Origin of the sequence: Streptomyces lunalinharesii (assembly GCF_039532155.1) — a bacterium.
GTDB lineage: Bacteria > Actinomycetota > Actinomycetes > Streptomycetales > Streptomycetaceae > Streptomyces > Streptomyces lunalinharesii.
In genome coordinates this window covers 423,568-448,258 of the sequence record NZ_BAAARK010000001.1, presented here as the reverse complement: position 1 = coordinate 448,258, position 24,691 = coordinate 423,568, and the positions used below count along the sequence as shown (strand labels likewise).

Annotated in this window: 21 protein-coding genes; 12 read left to right on the top strand and 9 right to left on the bottom strand. The window is 74.6% G+C overall.

Annotated features, from left to right (window positions below; all coding sequences use genetic code 11):
* Positions 1–79: 79 nt before the first annotated feature.
* Both ABD385_RS02040 and ABD385_RS02035 read right to left on the bottom strand, forming a co-directional pair.
* Positions 80–1,516 (bottom strand): amino acid permease, encoded by a 1,437-nt coding sequence (locus ABD385_RS02040; RefSeq protein WP_344573086.1) that lies wholly within the window; start codon positions 1,514–1,516, stop codon positions 80–82.
* A gap of 100 nt (positions 1,517–1,616) precedes the next feature.
* Entirely contained in the window at positions 1,617–2,798 is a 1,182-nt protein-coding gene (locus ABD385_RS02035; protein ID WP_344573085.1) for a lactonase family protein, read from the bottom strand.
* 265 nt (positions 2,799–3,063) lie between these two features.
* On the opposite strand from ABD385_RS02035, the gene ABD385_RS02030 reads away from it, so the two are divergent.
* Positions 3,064–4,152, top strand: a complete 1,089-nt coding sequence (locus tag ABD385_RS02030; RefSeq protein ID WP_344573084.1) for a tetratricopeptide repeat protein — start codon at positions 3,064–3,066, stop codon at positions 4,150–4,152.
* On the opposite strand, the gene ABD385_RS02025 is transcribed toward ABD385_RS02030, so the two are convergent.
* On the bottom strand, positions 4,046–5,470 hold the full coding sequence (locus ABD385_RS02025) for a lipase maturation factor family protein (protein WP_344573083.1): 1,425 nt from the start codon (positions 5,468–5,470) through the stop codon (positions 4,046–4,048). The two genes, ABD385_RS02030 and ABD385_RS02025, sit on opposite strands and share 107 nt — an antisense overlap.
* Before the next feature lie 424 nt (positions 5,471–5,894).
* On the opposite strand from ABD385_RS02025, the gene ABD385_RS02020 reads away from it, so the two are divergent.
* The gene (locus tag ABD385_RS02020) at positions 5,895–6,065 is read left to right on the top strand and encodes a hypothetical protein (RefSeq protein WP_344573519.1); all 171 of its coding nucleotides are present in this window, start codon (positions 5,895–5,897) and stop codon (positions 6,063–6,065) included.
* Positions 6,066–6,141: 76 nt separating this feature from the next.
* Here ABD385_RS02020 and ABD385_RS02015 read toward each other — a convergent pair whose 3' ends face one another.
* Positions 6,142–6,717, bottom strand: coding sequence for a TIGR03086 family metal-binding protein (locus ABD385_RS02015; protein ID WP_344573082.1), 576 nt, complete (start codon positions 6,715–6,717; stop codon positions 6,142–6,144).
* Positions 6,718–6,889: 172 nt separating this feature from the next.
* Between ABD385_RS02015 and ABD385_RS02010 the strand changes: the two genes are divergently transcribed.
* On the top strand, positions 6,890–8,452 hold the full coding sequence (locus tag ABD385_RS02010; protein ID WP_344573081.1) for an AMP-binding protein: 1,563 nt from the start codon (positions 6,890–6,892) through the stop codon (positions 8,450–8,452).
* A gap of 22 nt (positions 8,453–8,474) precedes the next feature.
* On the opposite strand, the gene ABD385_RS02005 is transcribed toward ABD385_RS02010, so the two are convergent.
* Positions 8,475–9,314, bottom strand: a complete 840-nt coding sequence (locus ABD385_RS02005; RefSeq protein WP_344573080.1) for a nitroreductase/quinone reductase family protein — start codon at positions 9,312–9,314, stop codon at positions 8,475–8,477.
* Between the two features lie 465 nt (positions 9,315–9,779).
* Between ABD385_RS02005 and ABD385_RS02000 the strand changes: the two genes are divergently transcribed.
* Positions 9,780–10,820 carry a glycoside hydrolase family 88 protein gene (locus ABD385_RS02000; RefSeq protein WP_344573079.1) on the top strand — a complete coding sequence of 347 codons (1,041 nt, stop codon included), beginning with the start codon at positions 9,780–9,782 and terminating at the stop codon, positions 10,818–10,820.
* Between the two features lie 72 nt (positions 10,821–10,892).
* On the opposite strand, the gene ABD385_RS01995 is transcribed toward ABD385_RS02000, so the two are convergent.
* From ABD385_RS01995 to ABD385_RS01985, 3 genes are all read right to left on the bottom strand, one after another.
* The gene (locus ABD385_RS01995) at positions 10,893–11,906 is read right to left on the bottom strand and encodes a zinc-dependent alcohol dehydrogenase family protein (protein WP_344573078.1); all 1,014 of its coding nucleotides are present in this window, start codon (positions 11,904–11,906) and stop codon (positions 10,893–10,895) included.
* Positions 11,907–11,968: 62 nt separating this feature from the next.
* The gene (locus ABD385_RS01990) at positions 11,969–12,430 is read right to left on the bottom strand and encodes an RpiB/LacA/LacB family sugar-phosphate isomerase (RefSeq protein WP_344573077.1); all 462 of its coding nucleotides are present in this window, start codon (positions 12,428–12,430) and stop codon (positions 11,969–11,971) included.
* A gap of 55 nt (positions 12,431–12,485) precedes the next feature.
* Positions 12,486–13,277: a triose-phosphate isomerase family protein gene (locus ABD385_RS01985; protein ID WP_344573076.1), complete on the bottom strand. Its 792-nt coding sequence runs from the start codon at positions 13,275–13,277 to the stop codon at positions 12,486–12,488.
* A gap of 253 nt (positions 13,278–13,530) precedes the next feature.
* Between ABD385_RS01985 and ABD385_RS01980 the strand changes: the two genes are divergently transcribed.
* Positions 13,531–15,618: a restriction endonuclease gene (locus ABD385_RS01980; RefSeq protein ID WP_344573075.1), complete on the top strand. Its 2,088-nt coding sequence runs from the start codon at positions 13,531–13,533 to the stop codon at positions 15,616–15,618.
* A 55-nt stretch (positions 15,619–15,673) separates the two neighbouring features.
* Here ABD385_RS01980 and ABD385_RS01975 read toward each other — a convergent pair whose 3' ends face one another.
* Positions 15,674–16,465, bottom strand: a complete 792-nt coding sequence (locus ABD385_RS01975; RefSeq protein ID WP_344573074.1) for an alpha/beta fold hydrolase — start codon at positions 16,463–16,465, stop codon at positions 15,674–15,676.
* A 357-nt stretch (positions 16,466–16,822) separates the two neighbouring features.
* On the opposite strand from ABD385_RS01975, the gene ABD385_RS01970 reads away from it, so the two are divergent.
* The 7 genes from ABD385_RS01970 (at position 16,823) to ABD385_RS01940 (ending at position 24,641) form a co-directional block, all read left to right on the top strand.
* Positions 16,823–18,025 carry a CapA family protein gene (locus ABD385_RS01970; protein ID WP_344573073.1) on the top strand — a complete coding sequence of 401 codons (1,203 nt, stop codon included), beginning with the start codon at positions 16,823–16,825 and terminating at the stop codon, positions 18,023–18,025.
* 149 nt (positions 18,026–18,174) lie between these two features.
* A complete protein-coding gene (locus ABD385_RS01965) occupies positions 18,175–18,792 on the top strand; it encodes a TetR/AcrR family transcriptional regulator (RefSeq protein WP_344573072.1) in 618 nt (205 codons plus the stop codon).
* Positions 18,793–19,035: 243 nt separating this feature from the next.
* Positions 19,036–20,265 (top strand): cytochrome P450, encoded by a 1,230-nt coding sequence (locus ABD385_RS01960; RefSeq protein WP_344573071.1) that lies wholly within the window; start codon positions 19,036–19,038, stop codon positions 20,263–20,265.
* Between the two features lie 53 nt (positions 20,266–20,318).
* Positions 20,319–20,513, top strand: a complete 195-nt coding sequence (locus ABD385_RS01955; protein WP_344573070.1) for a ferredoxin — start codon at positions 20,319–20,321, stop codon at positions 20,511–20,513.
* Positions 20,510–21,820, top strand: a complete 1,311-nt coding sequence (locus ABD385_RS01950; RefSeq protein WP_344573069.1) for an NAD(P)/FAD-dependent oxidoreductase — start codon at positions 20,510–20,512, stop codon at positions 21,818–21,820. Before ABD385_RS01955 ends, ABD385_RS01950 begins: the two co-directional genes overlap by 4 nt.
* Before the next feature lie 61 nt (positions 21,821–21,881).
* A complete protein-coding gene (uvrA, locus tag ABD385_RS01945) occupies positions 21,882–24,347 on the top strand; it encodes an excinuclease ABC subunit UvrA (RefSeq protein WP_344573068.1) in 2,466 nt (821 codons plus the stop codon).
* 90 nt (positions 24,348–24,437) lie between these two features.
* Positions 24,438–24,641, top strand: coding sequence for an EF-hand domain-containing protein (locus ABD385_RS01940; RefSeq protein ID WP_344573490.1), 204 nt, complete (start codon positions 24,438–24,440; stop codon positions 24,639–24,641).
* Positions 24,642–24,691 lie beyond the last annotated feature (50 nt).

Genomic DNA, 24,691 nt, shown 5'->3' with positions numbered 1-24,691 from the left:
CCCAGCGGGAGGCAGGCCGTCCGTGGCGCCGCGGACGGCCTGCCCACCTGCGGATCCAGCGCGCTTCGTCAGCAGCGCCCTAGGGGCGCCGGACCCGCCGCCGGATTTCGTAGGCCGCCAGGACGACACCCAGCGTGAGCAGGCTCAACCAGAACTGCGCCCGGCTGTCCGGCAGCACCGCCATCGCCCCGATCACCAGCGCCATCAGCGCCACGGTCAACCGGCTGAGCCACGGGAAACCCCACATCCGCAGGGTCAGCCGCCCCGGATCGTCACGTTCCAGCACGCGCCGCATCCGCAGCTGCGCCACCGCGATCGCCAGATAGACGAACAGGGCAATGGCGCCATAGGAGTTGATGAGGAACGTGAAGACGACATCGGGCGAGATCCACGCCGCGATCACCGACAGATATCCGACCGAGGTGCCGGCCAGCAGCGCCCGCCGCGGCACCCCGCTCGCACTCAGCTTCGTGAGGCCGCGCGGTGCATCGCCGTTCCGGGTGAGCGCGAAGAGCATCCGGGACGAGGTGTAGAGCGCGGAATTCAAGCAGGAGAGCACCGCCACCAACACGATCGCGTTCATCACCGTCCCGGCCGCCGGCACCGCCAACCGGTCCAGCACCGCCGCGTACGGACTGACCTCGATCGCCTTCGACGTCCACGGCACCACCGCGACCACCAGGAAGATCGACAGCACGTAGAACGCCACGACCCGCAGCACGATCGACCGGATCGCGTCGGCCACCGCCCGCTCCGGCTCGACCGATTCGGCGGCGGCGATGGTGACGATCTCGGCACCGGTGAAGAAGCCCACGCAGGGCACCACGGCGGCCAGCACCGCGCCGACGCCCTGCGGAGCGAAGCCGCCGTGCGCGGTGAGCAGCGCCAGCCCGCCGGTCGAGCCGGGCCACAGCCCGCACAGGTAGAGCGCGCCGAGGAAGAGGAACACCACGATCGCCACGACCTTGATCGACGAGAACCAGTACTCGAACTCGCCGTAGGAGCGCGCCGACACCATGTTCGTCGCCGTCAGCAGCGCCATCAGCACCAGGCTGACCGCCCACAGCGGGGCACCGGGCAGCCACAGCCGGATGATCCGGCCGCCGGCCACCGCCTCCACCGCGACCACGATCACGAAGAAGTACCAGTACAGCCAGCCCACGGCGAACCCGGCCCGGTGGCCGAGGGTCTCCCGGACGTGCGCGTAGAAGGAGCCCAACGCCGGGCGGGCCACCGTCATCTCGGCGAGCATCCGCATGATCAGCACGGTCAGGCCGCCGGCCGCCAGGAAGGACACCACCGCGGCCGGCCCCGCGGACCGGACCACCACCCCGCTGCCGACGAACAACCCGGCCCCGATGACCCCGCCCAGCGCGATCAGCTGCACGTGCCGGCGTTGGAGGCCCTGCCGGAGCCCGGCGCCGGCGGCGTCCGAGCCCGGGGCGGTCGACCGTGGAGGCCGTGCGGGGGCGTCGGAGGCGGTGCCGGCGCCGGATGTCGTGGATCCCGTACTCATGGGGCGCGACGCTAACGCGCCAATCCTGCGGGCCTGTTGCCGCAGTGTTTCGGCATGTCGGCGCCGCGGGCCCCGGGTCCCGGCCGGTGCCCCCGGCCGGTCAGCGCGGCAGTACGCAGACCGCCACCGGCGCCGCGAACGGCTCGCCCACCCGCACCAGCGTCCCGGCCCGGGCGTCCACCGCGAACACCGTCACCGACCCCGACTTCTGGTTCGCGGCGAACAACCACCGCTGGTCCGGCGAGAACGCGATCTGCCGGGGGAAGTCGCCGCCCACCGGCACCGTGTCCAGCAGCCGCAGCCGGCCCCCGCCCGCCGTCACGGCGTACCGGGTGAGGCTGTTGTGACCGCGGTTGGCGAGGAAGGCGAACCGGCCGTCCCGGGTGACCAGGACCTGCGCCGGATAGCTGACGCCCGGGCCGGTCCCGGTGGACTGCGGCTCCCCGGGCACCAACCGCCCGCTGCCCGGGTCGTACCCGCACACCACCACGGTGTTGTCGACCTCGTTCGCCAGATAGGCGTACCGCCCCGACGGGTGGAAGGTCAGCTGGCGGGGCCCGGCGCCGGGCCGCAGCGTCGCGGACGCCACCCGCGTCAGCTTCCCGGCCCGCGGATCGAGCCGGTAGGTGTAGACGGTGTCGTTGCCGAGGTCCACGGCCAGCACGTACCGGCCGTCCGGCGCGGTGACGACCTGGTGCGCATGCGGTCCCGTCTGCCCGGGGCCGGGCGGCGGACTGTCGTGCACGACCAGGTCGGTGCGCGGGCCCAACGCACCGCTGCCGGGGTCGATCGGGTGCACGGCCACGCTCCCCGAGAGGTAGTTGGCGCTCAGCAGCCACCGCCCGCCGGGGTGCACCGACAGGTGGCACGGCCCGGCCCCGCCGGTGGGCCGACTGCCCAGCACCACCGGTGCGCCGCCGTCCCCCGGCAGCGCGAGGGCGGTCACCGCGCCGGCCTCCTGCTCGTCGACCGCGTAGAGCGTGCGGCCGTCCGGCGCCAGCGCCAGGTACGACGGATCGGCGACGCCCGGGATCACGCCCGTGGCGGTGAGCGCACCGGTCCCGGGGTCGTAGCCGGCCAGCCCGATGCCGCTGCCGCCGCCCGGCTGCGAGGTGTACGTCCCCAGGAACAACGGGTGCAGCCGCCGCGGACCGGACCGGGCCCACGCGCGGTCCCCGCCCGGCCCGGCCACGGACCCGACCACGCCCCACGCGCCCGCCCCGAGCGCCCCGACGAAACGCCGCCGGCCGACGCCGTCGCGCCCTTCGACCGCCTCCTGCATGCCACACCTCCGGTGTCGTGCCCGCCAGGGTGACCCGCCCCGCACCGCCCCGCAAGAGCCCCGCAAGAGCCCGGCACGTGACGAACCATCAGCACCCATCCCCACCTTGGACCCCGAGAACGACATACATCCCGGTGATGACCCCCACCCCCACCCGTAGCACTCCAGACGTACACGACAACCCATACGCGGACGGATTCGCCGCACCCCTCGCCTTCCGTACGTTCGTGGACAGGCAAACGCATGATCGAGAGGCCACGGATTGATGTACGGCAAGGCATTCGCCCCGGAGTACCAGGGTGAACTGGGCTCGGCGCTGAGCGTGAACTCCTCCTACGAGGAGGTACTGGCCACCGCGCACCGGACACTCGCCGCAGCGGACACCGCGCTCGACCGGTCCAGAGCCCAGCTGGCCGTCGCCGAGGCCAACCGGAGACTGGGACGGGTGGACGCGGCGGGCACCGCCTGGCGCGCCGCCTACCGCAGCGGCCGGACCGCCGGCGACCCGGCCGCCATGGCCTGGGCCCTGTGGAGCGGCGGCACCCTCGCCCGCCAGTGCGGCACCCTGGCGCTGGCCCGGCGACTGCTCACCCACGCGGTGGCGTTGGCACATACCGGCGGCGACCGCCTCGCACACGGCTACTCCCTGGCCGGCCTCGCCGAGACCGGCCGCATCCAGGGCGACTACGCCGCCGTCGCCGCACTGCACGAAGAGCTCCTGGAGCAGGCCCGGGCGCACGGCGAGGCCCGGCACATGGTCTGGGCGATGTCCGGCATAGCCCAGATGCACCGCAACACCGGCGACCACCACAAGGCGTTGGAACTCTTCGAGGAGTCCGCCCGGATCGCCGCCGCCGCGGACGACTTCCGCGGCCGGGCCTGGTCGCTGCGCGGGGTGGCCGACGTGCTCTCCGTCCGCGGCGAGCCGGACCGGGCGCTGGCCCTGCTGTCCGAGGCGGAGAACATCTGCCGCACCATGGACCTGGCCGGCGCGCTGGCCTACAACCACAAGATGCGCGGCAACGTCCTGTACCGCGCCGGCCGCTACGCCGAGGCCCGCGACACCTACACCCTCGCACTGGGCGAGTTCCGCGCGATGCAGGAGCCGCGTGGCGAGGCGCTCTCCCGGCTGGGCCTGGCCAAGTCCCGCGCCCGACTGGGCCGCGAACGCGCCGGCACCCTCACCGAACTCGACGTCCTGGAAAGCGACTTCAAGCGGATCGGACTGCGGCACGCCCGCGAGATGGTCATCGCCTTCCGGGCAGAGTTGACCGCGACACCGGCGGCAGGAACTCCCGCTCCGCGCTCCGGTGCCACCACGCGCCGGTCTCCCGCAGTTCCCGCCAGGTCGTGAAGCGGTAGCGGAAGACCCGGGCCCGCACCCGGGCCGGCGGCAGGTCGGGGAAGGGGTTGCGGCGCAGCAGCCGCAGGGTGTCCCGGTCGTTCTCCAGCAGCCGCGCCACGAACGGCACGAACCAGGAACGGGCGTAGGCCGGCGAGAGCGCCGCGAACCACATCAACCAGTCGAGCCGAAGGTGGAAGGGGGCGAACTGGCGTGGCAGACGCCCCGGTTCACCGGGCTTGCCGTGGAACTCGTAGGCGTGCCACGTCGTTTCCGGCCCGGTCACCGCGTCCGCGGTGCCCTCGACGACGATCTCCCGGCGCACCCGGGTGATGCTGCCGAACGCGCCGTAGGAGTTGACCAGGTGCAGCGGCTCGTACGAGGTGTTCATCAGCTGGCCCCGGGACAGCAGGTTGCGGGCCGGACGGTAGCTGAGCGCGAGCACGCCGACGGCGGCCGCGGTCACCACCACCACGAACCACACCGGCGGCGGACCCGGTGCCGACGGGGGGCCGGCCCACAGCGGGGCGGCGGCGGACAGGGCCAGCGCGATGGTGACCCAGTTCAACCAGGCGAAGTTGCCGGACAGCACCAGCCACAGCTGGGTGGCGGCCATCCCCAGGGCCGCCCACCCGGCCACCGGCTGCGGGGTGAACAGCAGGACCGGCAGCACGAGTTGGGCGACGTGGTTGGCCGCCGTCTCGACCCGGTGCAGCGGTGCCGGCAGGTGGTGGAAGAACCAGCTGAGTGGGCCCGGCATCGGCTGCGTCTCGTGGTGGTAGTACAGGCAGGTCAGATCGCGCCAGCAGCGGTCCCCGCGCATCTTGATCAGCCCGGCGCCGAACTCCACCCGGAACAGCAGCCACCGCAGCAGCCACATGATCAGCACCGGGGGAGCGGTGTCGGCGTTGCCGAGGAGGACCGCCAGCGCCCCCGCCTCCAGCAGCAACGTCTCCCAACCGAACCCGTACCAGGTCTGCCCGACGTTGACGATCGACAGGTACATCGCCCACAGCACGGCCCACAGCACCATCGCCGCCCACAGCGGCACCGCGTCCGCCGCCCCCGCCGCGACCGCCGCCGCCAGCACCGCCCCGCTGCCGGACCAGAGGGCGAAGAACCGGTCCGAGTAGTGCAGCTGGAAGACCGAGGGGGCCAGCCGGAACGGCACCCGCGCGGTGAACGTCGGGATCGGCAGCATGCCGCGGGCCCCCAGGAGCGCCCGGAACTGGTGGGCCGCGGCGAGGAACGCGACCAGGTAGAGCACCGCGAGCAGCCGCTGGAAGACCAGCCGCCCGAGCCATGAGCCCGGATCCGAGAACCATTCCACCCGCCCATGGGTAGCACCGCGGCCGCCGCCGGCGGGACGCGGCGCGCGGACGGGCGCCCCGCGGGGATCGGGACGACCTTTCCACGCTACGGAAGGGGCGGCACCCGGCAACCGGTGTCCCGCGAACGCCGCGCGGACGAGGGGTTGACGGCCGTTCGGGTGAATGACGCCGCGTGTTCGTGCGCCCCGGCGCGGGCGCTGGCGCCGGGCGGCCGGTCCGTGTTCCCGAGACGTGCGCTTATCGCCGCAAAAAGTCGAGCGGCGGCCACGGGGCGTCGATATTCTGGAAGGCGACGGACGACCCTCCTGGGAGACGCCAACACCATTGGCCCGTCGCGGGAACGCCACACACCCTGGCCGACCTCCCGGTCTGTGAACAAGGCGCCACCGCGTCGGAACCCATACCTCGATGAAGGAGTGCGTGGTGGCAGTGCACAAGGCTCAGCACAAGCAGCCCCGTCTGAAGCAGGGCGAGCGCCCCGGGCGCATCAAGGAAGTCCGCAGCCTCGAAGCCTGGGACCGCTGTGCCCCGGTGCGCCTGGCCGGCTGCGAGGAGGATCCCGTCGAACCGCACATCGTCCGCGGCATCGACTGACCCCGCCGCGGAACGCCCGCCGGCCCCGGCCCCACCGAGGGGTCGGGGCCGGCGGGCGTCACCGGTGATCCGTCGCTCAGGGGCGGCGGCCGAGCAGGCACAGCAGCCGGGTCAGGTCGTCCGCGTCCGCCGGGGGTTCCACCGGCGCGGCGAACAACCCCGTCCCCGCCAGCGCCTCCGCGTACGGCTCCACCTCGCGCAGCGCCGCGGCCACCAGGTGCGCCGGCACCCGCTCGTCGGCGCCGATCGCGCGGGACAGGTCCCAGGCGTGCACCACCGCGTCGGCGGTCAGTTGCGTGCAGTAGGCGTCCGCCGGCGTGGTGCCGTAGGACAGGTGGACCGAGCGGTGCAGGACGCCCGGTGCGGCGAACGCCGACCGGGCCGCGGCCGCGGCCCCGTCCCACGCGCCGACCGGGTCCTCGCCGAGCTGGTCCCCGTCGAAGTCCCCGTCCACCTCGGCGATGGTCGCCCCGTCCCGCACCAGGCGCGGCACCCACAGCTGCTCCGCCGTGAGGTGGTTGACCAGGTCGAACACCGACCACTGCGTGCACGGGGTGGGTGCCTCCCACTGGTCGTCCCGGACGGCGTGGACGCGGGCGCCGAACAGCGTCAACGCCTCGGTGTGGGTGCGCAGGATGTCGTTGTCGGCCATGGTCTTGAGGATAGGAGCGGCCGCCGGTGACGGCGCCCGGTGCGGGGCGATCGGAGCACCGCGCCGGGCGCGCGCGGATGGCGCGGCGCGCTCTGGTGGGCACCCGGCGGGGCGCTGTTCAATGGGCCGGACCGGTGTGCGCCGGTCCTGGCCGCTCCCTCCTGGAGGCACCATGGAAACCGTCGCACCGTCCGCCGCCCGTGCCCCCGCCATCCGCTGCGCGGGCCACGAACGCGGCTACCCGGAGTTCTTCGACCGCGCCGCACGGATCGCAACGGGCCTGGCGGAGCTGGGGGTCGAGCCCGGCGACCGGGTCGCCGTGGTGCTCCGCAACGAGCCCGCCCACCTGGAGATCACCACCGCGGCCGCCCAGCTCGGTGCCGCCGCCGTCCCCGTCAACTGGCACTTCCGCACCGACGACCTGCGGTACGTACTGGCCGACAGCGGCAGCGCAGTGGTCTTCGTCCACACCGACCTGCTCGACGCGGTGAGCGCGGTCCTGCCCGAGGGCGTGCAGGTCGTCGAGGTCGCGGTGCCGCCCGGCGTGGCGGCCGCCTGCGGGACCACCGCCCCGCCCGTCACCGGCCGGTACCCCGTCCTCGACGACTGGCTGGCCGGGCGGCCGCCGCTGGCCCGGCAGGTCGCGGCCCGACCGCCCACGGTCCTCTACAGCTCCGGAACGACCGGTCGCCCCAAGGGCGTTCTGCGGGAACCGGTCGGCCCGGAGCGGCTCGCCGAAGCGGTGGCGAGCTTCCTGGAGTACTTCGCGGTCGCCCCCGGCGGCCGGACCCTGATCCCGGCCCCGCTCTACCACGCCTCGCCCAGCCAGCACGCCGTCCTGGCGCTCGCCGCCGGCCTGGACGTCACGCTGATGCCGCGGTTCGACGCGGAGGAGTTCCTGCGGCTGGTGGAGCGGCACCGCATCGAGCAGGCGCAGGTGGTGCCCACCATGTTCGTCCGGCTGCTGCGGCTGCCCAAGGAGGTCCGGGAGCGCTACGACCTGTCCTCCCTCACCTCGGTGGTGCACGCCGCCGCGCCCTGCCCGCCGCACATCAAACACGCCATGATCGACTGGCTGGGACCGGTGCTGCGCGAGTACTACGGCGGCAGCGAGACCGGCGCGGTGACCTGGTGCGACAGCGCGGAATGGCTCGCCCACCCCGGGACCGTCGGCCGGGCCCAGGGCACCTGCGACGTCCTCGTCCTCGGACCCGACGGAGCGCCGCTGCCGCCCGGCGCCACCGGCGAGATCTACGTCCGGCCCGCCGAGAACTGGCCCCGCTTCAGCTACCTCGGCGACCCGGACCGGCGCGCCGCCATGGAGGCGCCCGGCCGGCCCGGACACGTCACCCTCGGCGACGTCGGCCACCTCGACGAGGACGGCTTCCTCTACCTCAGCGACCGCCGCAACGACCTGGTCATCTCCGGCGGCGTCAACATCTACCCGGCGGAGATCGAGGGGTGCCTGCTCGCCCTCGACGGGGTGCGGGACGCGGCGGTGTTCGGCATCCCCGACGAGGAGTTCGGCGAGGCGCTCGCCGCGCACCTGGAGACGGAGGCCGGGGTGCGGCTCAGTGCCGCCGAGGTCCGGGCCCACGTCGCCGAGCGGCTCGCCGCGTACAAGGTGCCCCGGGCCGTGGTGTTCGAGGAGCTGCTGCCGCGTGACGAGTCCGGCAAGCTCTTCAAGCGGCAGCTGCGGGACCCCTACTGGGAGGGGCACGGCCGCCGGATATGACCCGGCGGCCGTCGCCCCGTTCTCAGCCGGCCAGCGCGTCGAGCACCGGGATCAACTGCTCCTCCTCGTAGGTGAGATGGGCCTCCAGCTGGTCGGTGAGCCGCTCGACCTCGGCGCCGATGCCGCCCGGGGCGGCGGACGGTTCGGCCAGCGCCCGCTGCAGTGCGTCCAGGATCGCCGCGAGGGCCCGGTGCTCCTCGTCCAGCCGGTCCAGCACCGGGGCGAGGTCCGGCCGGTGGCGGCGGAGCGCGGGGAACATCCCGCGGTCCTCGCCGGTGTGGTGGTTGTGCAACCCCTGGCACAGGGTCAGGCAGTTGATCCGCAGTTGGGCGCCGAGCACGCTGCCCGAGGCGGCGAACTCCTTGCGCAGGGTGGCGATCTCGCGGCGGAAGGCGTCGTGGACGAGGGCGACCGTCTGCCCCGGCGTCGCGCCGGCGAAGCGCGGCGGACCGGCCTCGACCGACGTCAGGGCCACCACCGGGATGGTGCGTCGGGTCTTCGCCTGGTAGTCGGCCCAGCCCGGGTTGGCCTCGACGGCGCGGGCGAAGACCCGGTCGCGTTCCTCACCGGCCAGCACCTCGGCCGCCGCCTCGTAGGTGAAGACCCCGGTCTCGACGGTGACGCGGGGGTGGGTGCGGAGGTTGTGGAACCAGTCCGGGTGGTGCGGTGCGCCGCCGGCCGAGGCGATCACCAGGATCCGTTCGCCGTCGGGGAGGTAGCCGACCGGGGTGGTGTGCCGGGTGCCGCTGCGGGCGCCGGTGGTGGTCAGCAGGACCAGCCGGCCGCCCTCGAAGGGGCCGCCGACCCGGCCGGCGTTGGCCCGGAACTCGTCGATGACGTGCTGGTTGAAGTCATGGGGCATGAAGGGTGCGTCTCCAGGAATGAGGTGCCCGGCGCGCGGGCGCCAGGGCAGGGGGAAGCGCCCACGCGGCGACGGCGCGGCGCGGCAGGGCGCGGCACGGCGGCAGGCGTGGTGCGGTACACAGAAGAGCGCGCGGAACGTTCTCGCGCGGTGGAGGAAGTGGCGCGCAGCGCGCGCGGGGGAGAGGCAATCTGGGGCGGGCGGGTCTCGGACCCGCCGCACGGTCACTGAGTGACCGGGTGCCTCACTCGCTCGTGGCCCATGGCCGACCCGGTAGTCACGTCGTCAACCGTACGGGCACGCACGTGCGAAGGCAATTCCTCCGCCGCCCGCACCGCGCGGCCCCGCCGTCCTCCGCCCCTTCCGCCGGCGGGAGTTGGCTGCCACGATGTCCTCGCTCGACTGTGCGAAGGAACCCTTGCTCGTGCCCCTGCACGTCCGTGCTTCCGTCCCGGAGGGGTGTTCATGGAACGCCGGCACGTCCGCACCGTCGCCGTCCTGCGCCGGGTCGCCGACCACTGGATCGGCGCGCACCGCGACCCCGGTGACAACCAGTGGGCCCGCGCCACCTTCTTCTGCGGGCTGACGGCCCTGCACCGCCTCACCCGCGAACCCCGCTACCTCGCCTACGCCCGCGCCTGGGCGGAGCACCACCACTACGGTCTGCACGGTGGCCCCACCACCCGGCACGCCGACGACCAGTGCGCGGGCCAGGTCTACCTCGACCTGTACGCGCTGGACCCGGCGCCCGACCCGGCGAAGTCCGCCGCCATCGAGGAATCCGTGCGGCGGATGGTCGACACCGCCGGGCAGCGGCACGACGACTGGTGGTGGGACGACGCGCTGCACATGGCGATGCCGGCGTTCGCCCGGCTCGGCGCACTGCGCGCCGACCGCTCGTACTGGGACGCGATGCACGCCTTCTACACCCACACCCGGGACGCCGAGGGCGGGCCGGGCCTGCGCGACCCCGCCAGCGGGCTGTGGTACCGCGACCAGCGCTTCCTGCCCGGCGGGATCACCGGGCCGGACGGCGGACCGGTGTGGTGGTCGCGCGGCAACGGCTGGGTCGCGGCCGCGCACGCCAAGGTGCTGGCGGTGCTGCCGGACGCCTTCGGGCCGACCGCCGGCTACCGCCGCACCCTCGCCGCGCAGTTGACGGCCCTGCGCGCGGCGCAGCGACCGGACGGCTTCTGGAACGTCGACCTCGCCGACCCCGGGCACCCGCCGGGCCCGGAGACCAGCGGCACCGCGCTGTTCACCTACGCCCTCGCCGCCGCGGTCCGCGCCGGAGTCGTCGCGCGCGCGGAGCACCTGCCGGTGGCCGCCCGCGCCTGGGCGGCGATGGTGGACACCGCCGTCCACCCCGACGGCTTCCTGGGCTACGTCCAGGGCGTCGGGGACCGGCCGGAGTCGGGCCAGCCGGTCACCCGCGACTCCACCGCCGACTTCGGGGTGGGGGCGTTCCTCCTGGCCGGCACCGAACTGGCCGCACTGGGCGGTTGACCGGCGCCGGCCGGTCCGTCCGGCCGCCCGGTGCACCGCGCCCGCGGCGGCGCGGCTCGGACGCCGGGGTCGTCAGGCGACCGGGCCGTTGGGGACGATCTGGAGCTTGCGGCCGGTGCCCTGCCGGAAGGTCTCCAGCGCGGTGGCGTACCCGTCCAGCCCGAACCGGTGCGTGATCATGGTCTCGGCGTCGATGACGCCCTTGCCCAGCAGCTCCACCGCGCGGCCGTAGCTGTGCAGGATCGCCATGCTGCCGACGATCCGGATCTCGTCGTTGTAGATCCGGAACGGCGAGAACCGCGCGGTCTCCTGGTCGGGTGCGCAGCCGAACTGCTGGAAGGTGCCGCCCCGGGCCGGCCGGGTCAGGCCGTCCTCGATGGCGCGGATGTTGCCGGTGCAGTCGGTGACCACCTCCCAGCCGCGCGGGTGCGCGTCGGCCAGTGCGTCGGCGTGGGTGGCGACGGCGTCCGCGCCGAGCTTGCGGGCCACCGCGAGCCGGTCCTCGTTGACGTCGACGACCGAGACCGAGGCGGCGCCGGAGCGTTGGGCGACCTGGAGGTAGAGCAGGCCCATGGTGCCGGCGCCGTAGATGAGGAAGTTGTCGCCGAGCTTGGGCGCCACGAGGTCGAAGCCGCGCACGATCGTCGACAGCGGCTCGATCAGCGGCGCGTGCGCCAACGACACGCCCTCCGGCAGGCGGTAGCAGTTGCGGACCGGCACCGCGACGTACTCCGCGCAGGCGCCGTCCTGGGTGATGCCGATGGTGCCCCAGCGTTCGCAGAGGTTGCCGCGGCCGATGGCGCAGAAGTGACAGGCGCCGCAGTAGATCGCCGGGTCGGCCGCGACGGCGTCGCCCTCGGCGAACTCCGTGACGTCCGCGCCGACCGCGACCACCTCACCGGCGAACTCGTGCCCGGGTATCACCGGATAGCGGGTCGGCCCGAACTCGCCGGCCAGCATGTGCACGTCGGTCCCGCACAGGCCCGCCGCCGCGACCTTGACGACGACCTCGCCGGGGCCGGGCGTGGGGTCCGGGACGGTGGTGACGTCGAGCCGGTGCGGTTCCTCTAGGACTACTGCGCGCATGGCCGTGACCGCCTTTCGGGAGGGAGGGGGTGTGGGGGAGCGGGGGAGTGCGGGCGTCGGACTCAGGCCGCGCGCAGGTTACGCGATTCGACCTGCTTGATCTTCTCCACCTTGGGGGCCGAGCGGCCACCGGCGAAGTCGGAGTCCAGCCAGTGCCGCAGGCAGACCAGCGCCGCCTCCACACCCATGGTGCGACTGCCGAAGCAGGCGATCTGGGCGTCGTTGGACTTGCGGGCCCGTTCGGCGCTGTAGCTGTCGGGGATCTGCGCGGCGCGGATCCCCGGGACCTTGTTGGCGGCGATCGCCATGCCGATGCCGGTGCCGCAGATCAGCACCGCGCGCTCGTGCTCGCCGCTGGCCACGCTCCGCGCGACGCGCTCGGCGACGTCGGGGTAGTCCTCGGTGGCGTCGGCGCTCAGGTCGGTGACCGAGTGGCCGTGCTCGGCGAGGTACGCGGCCATGGCGTCCTTCATGGCGGTGCCGGCGTCGTCGGCACCGATCGCGATCGGGAACGTACGGGACATGTCGGGCTCCAATTCCGGCTCCACTGTGGGCTCCTGAGGCGGGGTGGGACGCGGGTCAGCTGCGGGCGATCTCGTCGAGGACCGTCCGCAGTCCCGCGGTGTCGTGGGCGAGCCGGCCCAGGAACAGCCCGTCGACGGCACCGGCCAGCTCGGTGTAGGTGCCGGGGCCCGCGGTCCCGCCGTAGATCAGCCGACCGCGCACGTCGTGTGCGCGCAGCGCGTCGCGGAGTGCCGTGGCGACCGCGCGGACGTGCCCGGCGGGCGCCGGTGCGTCGGCCCCGATCGCCCAGACCGGTTCGTAGGCGACGATCACTTCGCTGCCCGGGGCGGCGCCGGTCAACGCGGCCCGGACCTGGGTCAGCGCCTCCTCGGCGGCCGTCGCCGGGTCCGCGGCGTGCCGCTCGCCCGCGCAGATCACCGGGATCAGGCCGGCCGTGGTGGCGGCCCGGGTCTTGGCGGCCACGACCTGGTCGGTCTCCCCGAAGTGGCGGCGGCGCTCGGCGTGGCCGACCTCGACGTAGCGGGCGCCGGTCTCGGCCAGCATCCCGGCCGAGACCTCGCCGGTCCACGCGCCCCGCTCGGCCCAGTGCACGTCCTGGGCGCCGTAGCCGACGCCGGTGCCGGCCAGGAGTTCCCGGGCGTCCGCCAGCGCCGGGAAGGAGGGCAGTACGAAGAGGTCGACGGGGCGCGGCAGGCCGGCCAGCACCTCGCCGAGGGCGGCGACCTCGGCGAGCCAGGCCCGGGTCTGCGCCAGGCCGAAGTACAGCTTCAGCGAGACGCCGACCAGCGGGCGGGGTGCCGTGGGGACCGCGGTGCCCGTCGAGTTCTCAGGAATCACGTCGCTCATGATGCATCCAACAGAATCACATGTGAAGTTCTCAATTCAAGACGTGAACTTCACGAGATGTCTGTGATTTTTGCGCGCTGCCGGGGAGCACGCGCCGACCTCCGCCCGGCACCGATCAGGACCGGTCACCCCCTGATCGCCGCCGCCCGCCCCCGCTAAAGTCGCCTCACCACGACGGACCAGGCCAGAGGGGCAGGGAAGCCGCCGCCACGGGTTCCGGGGGCGCCGCCCCGGGGGGAGGACGAACCGCGAGATGAGCCGCCGTTCCCAGGGATTACTCGGCATGTGGGCCGAGGCGCAGCGCCAGCAGCAGCGCCGCGCGGAGGTCGCCCACCGCGCGCAAGTGCAGCAGCAGCGGGAACAGGAGCGGCAGGCCCGCGCCGCCGAACGCGCCATGGCCCGGATGCACCGTGAGCGGCAGACCGCCTACCGTCGGCAGCGCGAGGCCGACGCCCGCCGCCGCACCGAGGAGCTCGACGCCCGGGTCGCCGCCCTCGGCGACCTGCTCGCCACCGGCTGCCGGGCACCGGCCTTCACCGCCGCCGCCCTGCTCCGCCCCGAACGCGTAGAACCCTTCGCCCCCGGCGCGTTGGCCACCCCGGTGGTCATGCCCGACCCGGCCCGCTACCAGGTGCCCACCGGCAGCCTGCGGTCCGGCGCCCGCCGCGACCGTGACCAGCAGGAGGCCCGCGCCCGCTACGAACAGGACTGGTACGCGGCCCAGTCCGCCGAGTCCCGGCGCCAGGCCCAACTGGCCGCCTACCAGCAGCAGTACGACCAGTGGGCGGCCGGCGCCCTGGACGGGATCCGCCGGCACAACGCCGGCGTCCAGGAACTCGTCGCCGGCCTGCGCGCCGGCGACGCGGACGCCGTCGTCGAGTACTTCTCCGCCGCCCTGTACTCCGGCACCTCCTGGCCCGAAGGCTTCCCCCGCCAACTCAGCGCCGGCTACGACACCGCCGCCCGCCAGCTCGTCCTGGACTGGGAGCTGCCCGGCTACGACGTGGTCCCCGCCGTCAAGGCCGTCCGCTACCTGCCGACCGCCGACGAGGAGCGGGAGACCGCCCGCCCGACGGCCCAGTGCCGGGCGCTCTACCGCGACGTGCTGGCCCAGAGCGTGCTGCTGGTCCTGCGCGACCTGTTCGCCGCCGACACCTACGGCGCCCTCGACTCGGTGGTGCTCAACGGCTTCGTCGACGACGTGGACCCGGTCACCGGGCGCCCCGCCACGCTCTTCCTCGCCACCGTCCTGGCACCGCGCGACGCCGTCGAGTCCTACCACCTGGCCCAGGTCAGTGCCCTGGACTGCCTCACCGACGGGCTCCGCGGCCAGCTCTCCGCCCGCCCCGACCAGCGCACCCCGATCCGTCCCGGGCGGCGGCCGGACGACATCGCCGGCGGCGCGGTGGTCTCGCACGGCACCGACGGCGATCCGGACCTGCACGCGATGGACCCGCTCGCCTTCGAGCAGCTGATCGCCGAGCTGTTCCGCGCGATGGGGATGCGGGCCGTCACCACCGAGCGGTCCGGCGACGGCGGCATCGACGTGGACGCCCTGGACCCGGACCCGATCCGCGGCGGCAAGATCGTCGTGCAGGTCAAGCGCTACCGCAACACCGTCCCGCCGACCGCGGTCCGCGACCTGTACGGCACCGTCCAGTCCGCAGGCGCCAACAAGGGCGTGCTGGTGACGACGTCGCAGTTCGGCCCCGGCGCCCACCGCTTCGCCCAGGGCAAGCCGCTCACCCTCATCGCCGGGCCGGAACTCGTCGACCTGCTCGGCCGGTACGGGCTGCGTGGCCGCCTCGGTCCCGGCGACGGCCGCCCCGCCGCCCCGGAGCCCGCCGCGCCGGCGCCGGAGGACACCACCCTCGCCGTGAACTGGTCCGGCGAGGCCGCCCTCGACGTCTGCGCCCTGGTCTGCAAGGGCACCGCCGTGCTCGACGACGACCACTTCGTCTTCTTCAACAACCCCGCCACGCCCGACGGTTCGGTGCGGATGCTGGCCGGCGTGACGGAGGACCGGGCGGCGCTGCGGGTGCGCTTCGCGGACCTGCCGCCGCACGCGGACCGGCTGGTCCTGGTCGCCGCGGTGGACCCGGAGACCGACCCGGACGCCGATCTCGGCGGCTTCACCGACGCCCGGATCCGCCTGGTGGACGCCGCCGGGACCGAACGGGACCGGCTGCCGGTCTCCGACGGGCGGCCCGGCGAGCGGGCGCTGGTGCTCGGCTCGTTCCGCCGGCGCACCGGCGACGACTGGGACTTCGTCCTGGGGGGCAGGGGCTACCCCGGCGGGCTGGCCGAGCTGATCGGCGACTTCGGGATCGAGGCGGCCTGAGGACGGTCGCCGGGCCCCGGGCCGACCGGGGTCCCGCCGCCCGGCCGTCGCCCCCTCAGCCCTGCCACAGCCGGGTCAGGACCTCGTTGACCACGTCCGGCCGTTCCTGGTGCGGCAGGTGGTCGGTGCCCGGCACCCGCACGTGGCGGGCCCCGATCATCTCGGCGAGGTACTCCCCGCAGGCGGCCAGCGCGTCCCCCACGAACTCCCGGTAGGCGGCGTGCGCGGTCTCCCACGTCCCGTTGACGACCGTCTTCGGCATCCGGGCCCGGGCCAGCGGCGCCAGCGGGATCTGCGCGTCCCAGACGGGCCGCTCGCGCATCGCCGTGCGGACCGCCCGCAGGACGCGGGGCGTGAACTCCGGCAGCCGCATCCCGTACGCCTCGGTGGACTGCCGCAGGTACTCCTGCGGGCTCACCTCCCCGGCCCCCTCGGCGCTCGCGTACGCCGCCCGGATCCGCTCCACCGCCGCCCGCACGACGGGGTGCGCGGCGGCGGTGCGCAGCGGCGACGGCTCGATCAGGGTGAGCGACTGGACGGCCTCCGGACGGGCCGCGGCGGCCAGCATCGCGACCGCCGCGCCGTACGAGTGCCCCACCAGATGGGCCCCGTCGCCGAGCAGCCGGCCGACGTCCTCGGCGTCCACCGCGTAGTCGCTGCGCTCGACGTCGGGGCTGTCGCCGAAGCCGCGCCGGTCCACCAGCTCCAGCCGGAACGCCCCGGCCAGTGGCCGCTGCGCCGCGAAGCAGTCGGTTCCCCAGCTCATCGTGCCGTGCACCAGCAGCGCCCGCGGGGCGCCGGGCAGCGCCTCGTCCCACACCGTCACGTGAAGTGGTTCCTCATTCATACCGGGCCACCCTAGGGGCGGCCGGGGCGGTTCGGCCCGACAACAGGCCGGAGGTGGTGAGGTGTTGCGGGCGACAGTCGGACAACGGGGCGACGGTGGAGTGGAGTTGCGGGGACGGGGCCGGCCGGTATGCGTCCGTCCCTGGGGCGGGGCGGGGCCCGGTGGTCGACGGGCCTCGGTCCCCTGGTGTTGCGGGGCGGGCGCCGGGCGCCGGCTCCTTCGCTCCGGGGCCGCCGTGCGTGCGACCCGTGCCGGCCTCTCGTTCCCGCCGCACGTACCGGGGCCGTCCGAGGGACAGCGCCGGACACCACGCCCTACGGTCATATTCCGGCGGGAAGTGACTGATATCTGTCGGACATGAGCGCGTTCACCCGGTATGCGACGGCGGTGCTGCTCGTCGGGCTGGCCGTCGGCTGCGGCGCCCGGCCGGACGACCCGCCGCGCGCCCCCCGATCCACCCCGCCGCCCGCCGAGCGCCGCCCGGCCCCGCCCGCCACGGCCTCCGCCCCGCACCACCGCGCCCGCCCCGCGGACGCCGCCCCGGCCCGCCCGTTCACCCTGGTCGCCACCGGTGACGTCATCCCCGCCCACCCCGACGTGCTCGACACGGCGCGGGACGACGCACCGGTGGACGGCGGCTACGACTTCCGGCCGATGCTCCGCGGCGTCGCCCCCGTCGTCGCCGGCGCCGACCTGGCGCTGTGCGACCTCGAAGCGCCGATCGGCCCGTTGGACGGCCCGTTCACCGGCTACCCCGAACTCCAGGCCCCGCCGCAGATCGCCACCGCCCTCAAGGCCACCGGCTTCGACTCCTGCGCCACCGCCTCCCACCACGCCCTCGACCAGGGCGAGGAGGGCGTACGCCGGACCCTGGAGGCGCTGGACACGGTCGGCCTGCGGCACGCCGGCACCGCCCGGAACCCCGCCGAGGCCGCCCGCCCCACCCTGTTGCGGGCCCCCGGCGGCGCCCTGGTGGCCCACCTGGCCTACACCGACGACGCCGAGGACAGCCGGCCCCCCGAGGACGCGCCCTGGATGCTGAACCCGCTCGACCCGGAGCGGATCGTCGCCGACGCCCGGGCCGCCCGCCGGGCCGGCGCCGACGTGGTGGTCGTCAGCCCCTACTGGGGCACCGAGTACCGCACCGCCCCCGACGCCCGCCAGCTCCACCTGGCCCGCCTCCTGGCCGCCGCCCGCACCGACGGCCGCCCCGACATCGACCTGATCGTCGGCAGCCGCGCCCACGCCCCGCAGCCGTTCGAGAAGGTCGGCGGGACCTGGGTCGCCTACGGGCTCGGCGACCAGCTCGCCGGTGTGATGTCGCAGGCCCGCGGCGACTGGGGCACCGCCGCCCGCTTCCGGTTCGCCCCGCCGGCCGGACCCGGTGGGCGCTGGCGGGTCACCCGGGCCGAGTACGTCCCGCTGCTGACCGACATCGGTCCACCGGTGCGGGCCCTCGACCTCACCCGCACCCGCGGCCACGACGCCGTCCGCAAGGAGATCGACCGGGCCGTGCTGAGCCGGGGCGCCGCGGACGACGGGCTGGTGCGCCGCCGCTGACCGGCGGTCCGCGGCACGGGCACCGACCGGCCGACGGACCGGACCGTGCTCCTCCGGTACGGTCCGCCCGCGCGGTGTGAAACCCTGGTGAAAGAGTGCCGACCCCGCCGACGACCGGATCGGCCAGGCCAGGAAAGGACCGGAGGGCAGTGAGCGAGAGTGCGGCCGTCCGGCCCCGCAACCCGCGGGGGCAGGGCGAGCGCCTGCGGGAGGAACTGCTGCGGGCGACCGAGCGCCTCCTGGAGGAGGTCGGCAGCGAGGACGCGCTGTCGCTGCGCGCGGTGGCCCGGGAAGCCGGCGTCGCCGCGCCGAGCATCTACCGGCACTTCGCCGACAAGACCGAACTGGTCTGGGCGACCCTGGAAGTCAGCTACGAGCGGCTGGCGCACGCGATGACCGACGCCGCGCAGGCCGAAGACGACGACCCGGTGGCCCGGCTGCGCGCCCAGCTGCGCGCCTACTGCCGCTACGCCATCGAGCACCCCGCGAACTACCGCCTGCTCTACGAGACCCGGCAGACCCCGGTCGGCCCCGAGCGGCTCGCCGGCCACCCGGCCGGGCTGCTGGTCCGCAGCTGGCACCACGCGCTGACCGCCTGCGAGGAGGCCGGCTGGCGGGTGCGCGGTTCGCGGGCCGAGGCGCCGTACCTGCTGTGGTCGGCGGTGCACGGCCGGGTGATGATCTGGCAGGTCATGCCGAGCCGCAAGGACACCAGCCGACTGGACGGGTTCGTGGAGGAACTCCTCCAACTGCTGCTGGAGCGCTGACCCCCTCCCCGGACCGTTCTGCCCCCTCTTCCCGAGGCCCCGTGAGGCCCCGGCCGCCCGTCGGCCGGGGCCTCACGCGTACCCGCCGCCGGCCGTCGAGGGGCGTCGAGGAGTGTTCCGTTCGTCACGTTCCACGGAAACCCCCGAGGCGTTTACCCGATCATTACGGATGTAAGTTTACGGTTGTTAGGCGATGGATCGACTCATGGCGCACACCCGACCGGTGTGCGCACGAGGAGCGAGATGACCGAGATGATCGACATGACAGTTCCCGCCGCCCCGGCACCGCTGCCCGTGGAACCCCCGAGCGGCTGCCCCTTCGACCCCCCGGCCGAGTTCGGCGCCCTGCGCACCGAGGAGCCGATCTCCAAGATCTCGCTCCCCGACGGCAGTTGGGCCTGGCTGGCCACCCGCTACGCCGACATCCGCGCGATCCTCGGCGACACCCGCTTCAGCTCCGACACCACCCTGCACGGCTACCCGCTCAGCGGCATGACCGGCGGCGGCAACCAACAGAACCGCGGCTTCATCCGCATGGACCCGCCCGAGCACACCCGGCTCCGCCGGATGGTCACCCGCGAGTTCATGGTCAAGCGCGTCGAGGCGCTGCGCCCCGAGATCCAGCGCCTCACCGACGAGCTGTGCGACGCCATGGAGCGCCGCGCCGGCGAGCCGGTGGACCTCGTCGAGGCGCTCGCCCTGCCGGTCCCCTCGCTCGTCATCAGCCTGCTGCTCGGCGTCCCCTACGACGACCACGACGTCTTCCAGCGGCTCACCGGCAAGCTGCTCTCCCGCACCATCGCGGAGCCGGAGCGCGAGGCCGCGCGGCGCGAACTGCGCGACTACCTCGACGCGTTGGTCACCGCCAAGGAGAAGGCGCCGGGCGACGACATCCTCGGCCGACTGATCGTCGAGCAGCAGCGCACCGGCGAGATCAGCCACGACGACGTCGCGGCCTTCGCCGCCCTGCTGCTGATCGCCGGGCACGAGACCACCGCCAACATGATCGGCCTCAGCGCCCTCACCCTGATGCGGGACCCCGACTCCGCCGAGCGGCTCCGCCAGGACCCGACGCTGATCCGCGGCGCCGTCGAAGAACTGCTCCGCTTCCACAGCATCATCCGCAACGGCCCGCGCCGCGTCGCCACCACCGACCTGGAGATCGACGGACAGCTCATCCGCGCCGGCGAGGGCGTCGTCGTGGCCGTCCCGTCCGCCAACCGCGACGCGACCGTCTTCGCCGACCCCGACCGCCTCGACGTCGCCCGGGCCAACGCCCAGCACCACGTCGCCTTCGGTTACGGCATCCACCAGTGCCTCGGCCAGGCCCTGGCCCGGGTCGAACTCCAGGTCGTGATAGGCACCCTGCTCCGCCGCTTCCCCACGATGCGGCCCGCCGTGCCGGTCGAGGAGATCCCGTTCCGCACGGACATGGCCATCTACGGCTGCCACGCCCTGCCCGTCACCTGGTGACCGGCCGCACCGGCCGACCCACCGTCCCCACCGACCCCCACGGAGCCACCGCCATGAAGATCACCCTTGACGCCGACAAGTGCTGCGCCGCCGGCCAGTGCGTGCTGATCGCCCCCGACGTCTTCGACCAGCGCGACGAGGACGGCGTGGTCGTCCTGCTCGACGCCGCACCGCCCGCCGAGCAGCACGCCGCGGTCCGCGAAGCCGCCGCCATCTGCCCCGCCGCCGTGATCGAGGTGCAGGAATGACGACCCGCCCGATCGCCGTCGTCGGCGCCTCCGCGGCCGGGATCACCGCCGTCGAGGCCCTGCGCCGGGCCGGCTGGACGGGCCCGCTGACCCTGATCGGCGACGAACCCCACCTCCCGTACGACCGCCCGCCGCTCTCCAAGCAACTGCTGCACGGCGCCTGGGAGCCCGCGCGGCTGCTGCTGCGCACCGCGGAGCAGCTCGCCCCGCTCGACCTCGACCTGCGGCTCGGCACCCGGGCCACCGGCCTCGACGTCGCCACCCGCACCCTCACCCTCGACGACGGCCAGCGGCTGGCCTGCGCCGGCGTGATCATCGCCACCGGCGTGGCGGCCCGCACGCTGCCCGCCGCCGACGGCCTCACCGGCGTCTTCACCCTGCGCACCCTGGACGACGCGCTGGCACTGCGCGACCGGCTCTCGGGCCCCGCCCGCCGGCTGGTCGTCGTCGGCAACGGCGTCCTGGGCTGCGAGGCCGCCGCGGTGGCCCGGGAGCTGGGACACGAGGTCACCCTGGTCGGCCGGGAACCGGTGCCGATGGCCGCCGCCGTCGGCCCGGGCATCGGGGAACTCCTCGCCGACGAGCACCGGGCCCGTGGCGTCCGGTTGGTGACCGGCGACGTGGCCGCTTTCGAGACCGCCTCCGAGACCGCCGACGCCACCGCGGACCGCCCGGCGCAGGTCGACGGCGTCCGCCTGGCCGACGGCAGCCTCCTGGCCGCCGACCTGGTGCTGCTCGCCATCGGATCCGAGCCCGCCGTCGGCTGGCTGGCCGACCCGGCACTGGACACCGCCGACGGCCTGGGCTGCGACGCGTACTGCGCCGCCGCCCCCGGGATCTACGCCGCGGGCGACGTGGCCCGCTGGGAGCACCCGGTGCACGGCCGCCCGCTCCGCTTCGAGCACCGGATGAACGCCACCGAGCAGGCCATGGCGGCCGCCCGCAACCTCGTCGCCGAACTCACCGCCGAAGCCGCCGCCCACGGCACCGCGGAAGCCGGCGCGGACGGTGCGCGGCCGCCGGAGCGCCAACCGTTCGCCCCCGTGCCGTACTTCTGGTCCGACCAGTACGGCCTCAAGCTCCAGGCGTACGGCCTGACCACCGGCGCCGACCAGGTCCAGACCACCGTCCTGGACCGGGACGCCCGCCGCGCCGTCGCACTGTTCGGCCGCGCCGGCCGGGCCGTCGGCGTCCTGGCCTGCGCCCTGCCGCCACGTCAACTGCGGGCACTGCGCGCACTGGTCGCCACCCCCCTCCCCTGGGAGGAGGCACGCGACCGGGTCCGGGAGGCCACCACCGCCGGCTGACGCCTGCGCCCACCGCGCACGGATGCCGTGCGCACCGCGGACGGTGTCCGATCATGGAGGGATGACCGACTCGTACGTCCGGGTGCGCGGCGCCCGTGAGCACAACCTCCGCGGCATCGACGTGGACATCCCGAGGGACGCGCTGGTCGCGTTCACCGGGGTGTCCGGATCGGGCAAGTCCTCGCTCGCCTTCGGCACCCTCTACGCCGAGGCGCAGCGCCGCTACTTCGAGTCGGTCGCCCCGTACGCCCGGCGACTGATCCACCAGGTCGGCGCGCCCAAGGTCGAGGAGATCAGCGGGCTGCCGCCGGCCGTCGCGCTGGAGCAACGGCGCTCCGCCCCCACCTCCCGCTCCTCCGTCGGCACCGTCACCACCCTCTCCAACACCCTGCGGATGCTGTTCTCCCGCGCCGGCGCCTACCCGCCCGGCAGCACCGGGCGGCTCGACTCCGACGCCTTCTCACCCAACACCGCAGCCGGCGCCTGCCCGAAGTGCCACGGACTGGGCACTGTCCACCGCGTCACCGAGGACTCCCTCGTCCCCGACCCGTCGCGCTCGATCCGCGACGGCGCCGTCGCCGCCTGGCCCGGCGCCTGGCAGGGCAAGAACCTCCGCGACGTCCTCGCCACCCTCGGCCACGACGTCGACCGCCCCTGGCGCGACCTGCCGGCGGCCGACCGGCACTGGATACTGTTCACCGACGAACAGCCCGTCGTCACCGTCCACCCGGTCCGCGAGGCCGGCCGCATCCAGCGCCCCTACCAGGGCCAGTACATGAGCGCCCGGCGCTACGTCCTGCACACCTTCGCCGACTCCAAGAGCGAGACGCTGCGCAAGCGCGTCCGCCAGTTCATGACCGCCGAGCCCTGCCCCGCGTGCGACGGCCGGCGCCTGCGCCCGGAGGCGCTGGCGGTCACCTTCGAAGGCCGCGACATCGCCGCCTTCGCCGGCCTCCCGCTGGCCGCCCTCGCCGACGTCCTGCGCCCGACCGCCGCCCGCCCCGGCGACGACCCCGCCCCGACCCTCGCCCGCGACCTGGTCGCCCGCATCGAGGTCCTCACCGAACTCGGCCTGGGCTACCTCAGCATGGACCGGCCCGCCCCCACCCTCTCCGCCGGTGAACTCCAACGCCTGCGCCTGGCCACCCAACTGCGCTCCGGCCTCTTCGGCGTGGTCTACGTCCTCGACGAACCGTCCGCCGGACTGCACCCCGCCGACACCGAAGCCCTGCTCACCGTCCTCGGCCGCCTCAAGGAAGCCGGCAACACCCTCTTCGTCGTCGAACACGACATGGACGTGGTCCGGCGCGCCGACTGGCTCGTGGACATCGGCCCGCGCGCCGGGGAGCACGGCGGCCGGGTGCTGCACAGCGGCCCGGTCGCCGCCCTCGCGGACGCCGAGCACTCCGCCACCCGCCGCTTCCTCTTCGTCACCGAACCGCCGCCCGCCCGCACCCCGCGCACCCCCACCGGCACCCTGACCCTGCACGGCGTCACCCTGCACAACCTCCGCGACCTGGACGCGGCCTTCCCGCTCGGCGTCTTCACCGCCGTCACCGGCGTCTCCGGCTCCGGCAAGTCCACCCTGGTCACCCGGGTCCTCGCCGAGGCCGTCCAGGACCGCCTGGGCGCCGCGGCCACCCGCCCGGACACCGACGAACCCGGCGACGACCAGGACACCGGGCCGGCGGTGCGCGCCCGGCTCACCGCCACCATCGGCCTGGACGCCGTCGACCGCCTGGTCCGCGTCGACCAGAAGCCCATCGGCCGCACCCCGCGCTCCAACCTCGCCACGTACACCGGCCTGTTCGACGCCGTCCGCAAGGTCTTCGCCGCCACCGACGAGGCCCGCGCCCGCGGCTACACCGCCGGCCGGTTCTCCTTCAACGTCCCGGCCGGCCGCTGCGGGACCTGCCAGGGCGAGGGGTTCACCGCCGTCGAACTCCTCTTCCTGCCCGGCACCTACGCCCCGTGCGCCGACTGCCACGGCGCCCGCTACAACCCCGAGACCCTCCAGATCACCTACCGCGGCCGCACCGTCGCCGACGTCCTGGGCCTGACCGTCGACGACGCCGCGGAGTTCCTCGCCGACGTGCCCGCCGCCGCCCGCAGCCTGCGCACCCTGAAGGACGTCGGCCTCGGATACCTGCGCCTCGGCCAGCCCGCCACCGAACTCTCCGGCGGCGAGGCGCAGCGCATCAAACTCGCCGCCGAACTCCAGCGGGCCCGCCGCGGCCACACCCTCTACCTCCTCGACGAGCCCACCACCGGCCTGCACCCCGCCGACACCGAGGTGCTGCTCCGGCAACTGCACGGCCTGGTCGACGCGGGCCACACCGTGGTGGTCGTCGAACACGACATGGGCGTCGTGGCCGGCGCCGACCACGTCATCGACCTCGGTCCCGGCGGCGGCGCGGAGGGCGGCCGGATCGTCGCCGCCGGCACCCCCGCCGAGGTCGCCGCCGCGCCCGGCAGCCGCACCGCCCGCTACCTCGCCCGCTACGGGGCCCACCAGGAACGTTCTTGACGGTCCGCTGATGTACGCGGGTCAGATCACCCCGCGGTTCCGGCACACGACGGGCCGCGGCACGACGAAGGGGCACCACCCGCGGTAGACATAGAGCAGGCCGGGGCCACGTTCGCGCGGTTCGACGCGGACGGCGACGGCCGGGTCACGCCGGACGAGTTCCAGCACGCGATGGCCGAGATGGGCGACCACCTGGTCACCGGCCCGGTGGCCGAGGCGGTCATCAAGGCCAAGGACACCGACGGCGACGGCCTGATGTCCTTCGACGAGTTCTGGACGTCCGTCCAGGGCTGAGCCGCGGGACCGGGCCGGGGCCCCGCGCAACGGCGCCCGCGCCAGCGCCG

Coding starts and splice junctions, on each gene's coding strand:
- ABD385_RS01970 (WP_344573073.1), top strand. CDS start 16,823: ATGAGCGCGTTCACCCGGTATGCGACGGCGGTGCTGCTCGTCGGGCTG.
- uvrA (WP_344573068.1), top strand. CDS start 21,882: ATGACCGACTCGTACGTCCGGGTGCGCGGCGCCCGTGAGCACAACCTC.
- ABD385_RS02040 (WP_344573086.1), bottom strand. CDS start 1,516: ATGAGTACGGGATCCACGACATCCGGCGCCGGCACCGCCTCCGACGCC.
- ABD385_RS02005 (WP_344573080.1), bottom strand. CDS start 9,314: ATGCCCCATGACTTCAACCAGCACGTCATCGACGAGTTCCGGGCCAAC.
- ABD385_RS02030 (WP_344573084.1), top strand. CDS start 3,064: ATGTACGGCAAGGCATTCGCCCCGGAGTACCAGGGTGAACTGGGCTCG.
- ABD385_RS01995 (WP_344573078.1), bottom strand. CDS start 11,906: ATGCGCGCAGTAGTCCTAGAGGAACCGCACCGGCTCGACGTCACCACC.
- ABD385_RS01990 (WP_344573077.1), bottom strand. CDS start 12,430: ATGTCCCGTACGTTCCCGATCGCGATCGGTGCCGACGACGCCGGCACC.
- ABD385_RS01975 (WP_344573074.1), bottom strand. CDS start 16,465: ATGAATGAGGAACCACTTCACGTGACGGTGTGGGACGAGGCGCTGCCC.
- ABD385_RS01980 (WP_344573075.1), top strand. CDS start 13,531: ATGAGCCGCCGTTCCCAGGGATTACTCGGCATGTGGGCCGAGGCGCAG.
- ABD385_RS02010 (WP_344573081.1), top strand. CDS start 6,890: ATGGAAACCGTCGCACCGTCCGCCGCCCGTGCCCCCGCCATCCGCTGC.
- ABD385_RS01985 (WP_344573076.1), bottom strand. CDS start 13,277: ATGAGCGACGTGATTCCTGAGAACTCGACGGGCACCGCGGTCCCCACG.
- ABD385_RS02035 (WP_344573085.1), bottom strand. CDS start 2,798: ATGCAGGAGGCGGTCGAAGGGCGCGACGGCGTCGGCCGGCGGCGTTTC.
- ABD385_RS02000 (WP_344573079.1), top strand. CDS start 9,780: ATGGAACGCCGGCACGTCCGCACCGTCGCCGTCCTGCGCCGGGTCGCC.
- ABD385_RS01960 (WP_344573071.1), top strand. CDS start 19,036: ATGACCGAGATGATCGACATGACAGTTCCCGCCGCCCCGGCACCGCTG.
- ABD385_RS01955 (WP_344573070.1), top strand. CDS start 20,319: ATGAAGATCACCCTTGACGCCGACAAGTGCTGCGCCGCCGGCCAGTGC.
- ABD385_RS01950 (WP_344573069.1), top strand. CDS start 20,510: ATGACGACCCGCCCGATCGCCGTCGTCGGCGCCTCCGCGGCCGGGATC.
- ABD385_RS02015 (WP_344573082.1), bottom strand. CDS start 6,717: ATGGCCGACAACGACATCCTGCGCACCCACACCGAGGCGTTGACGCTG.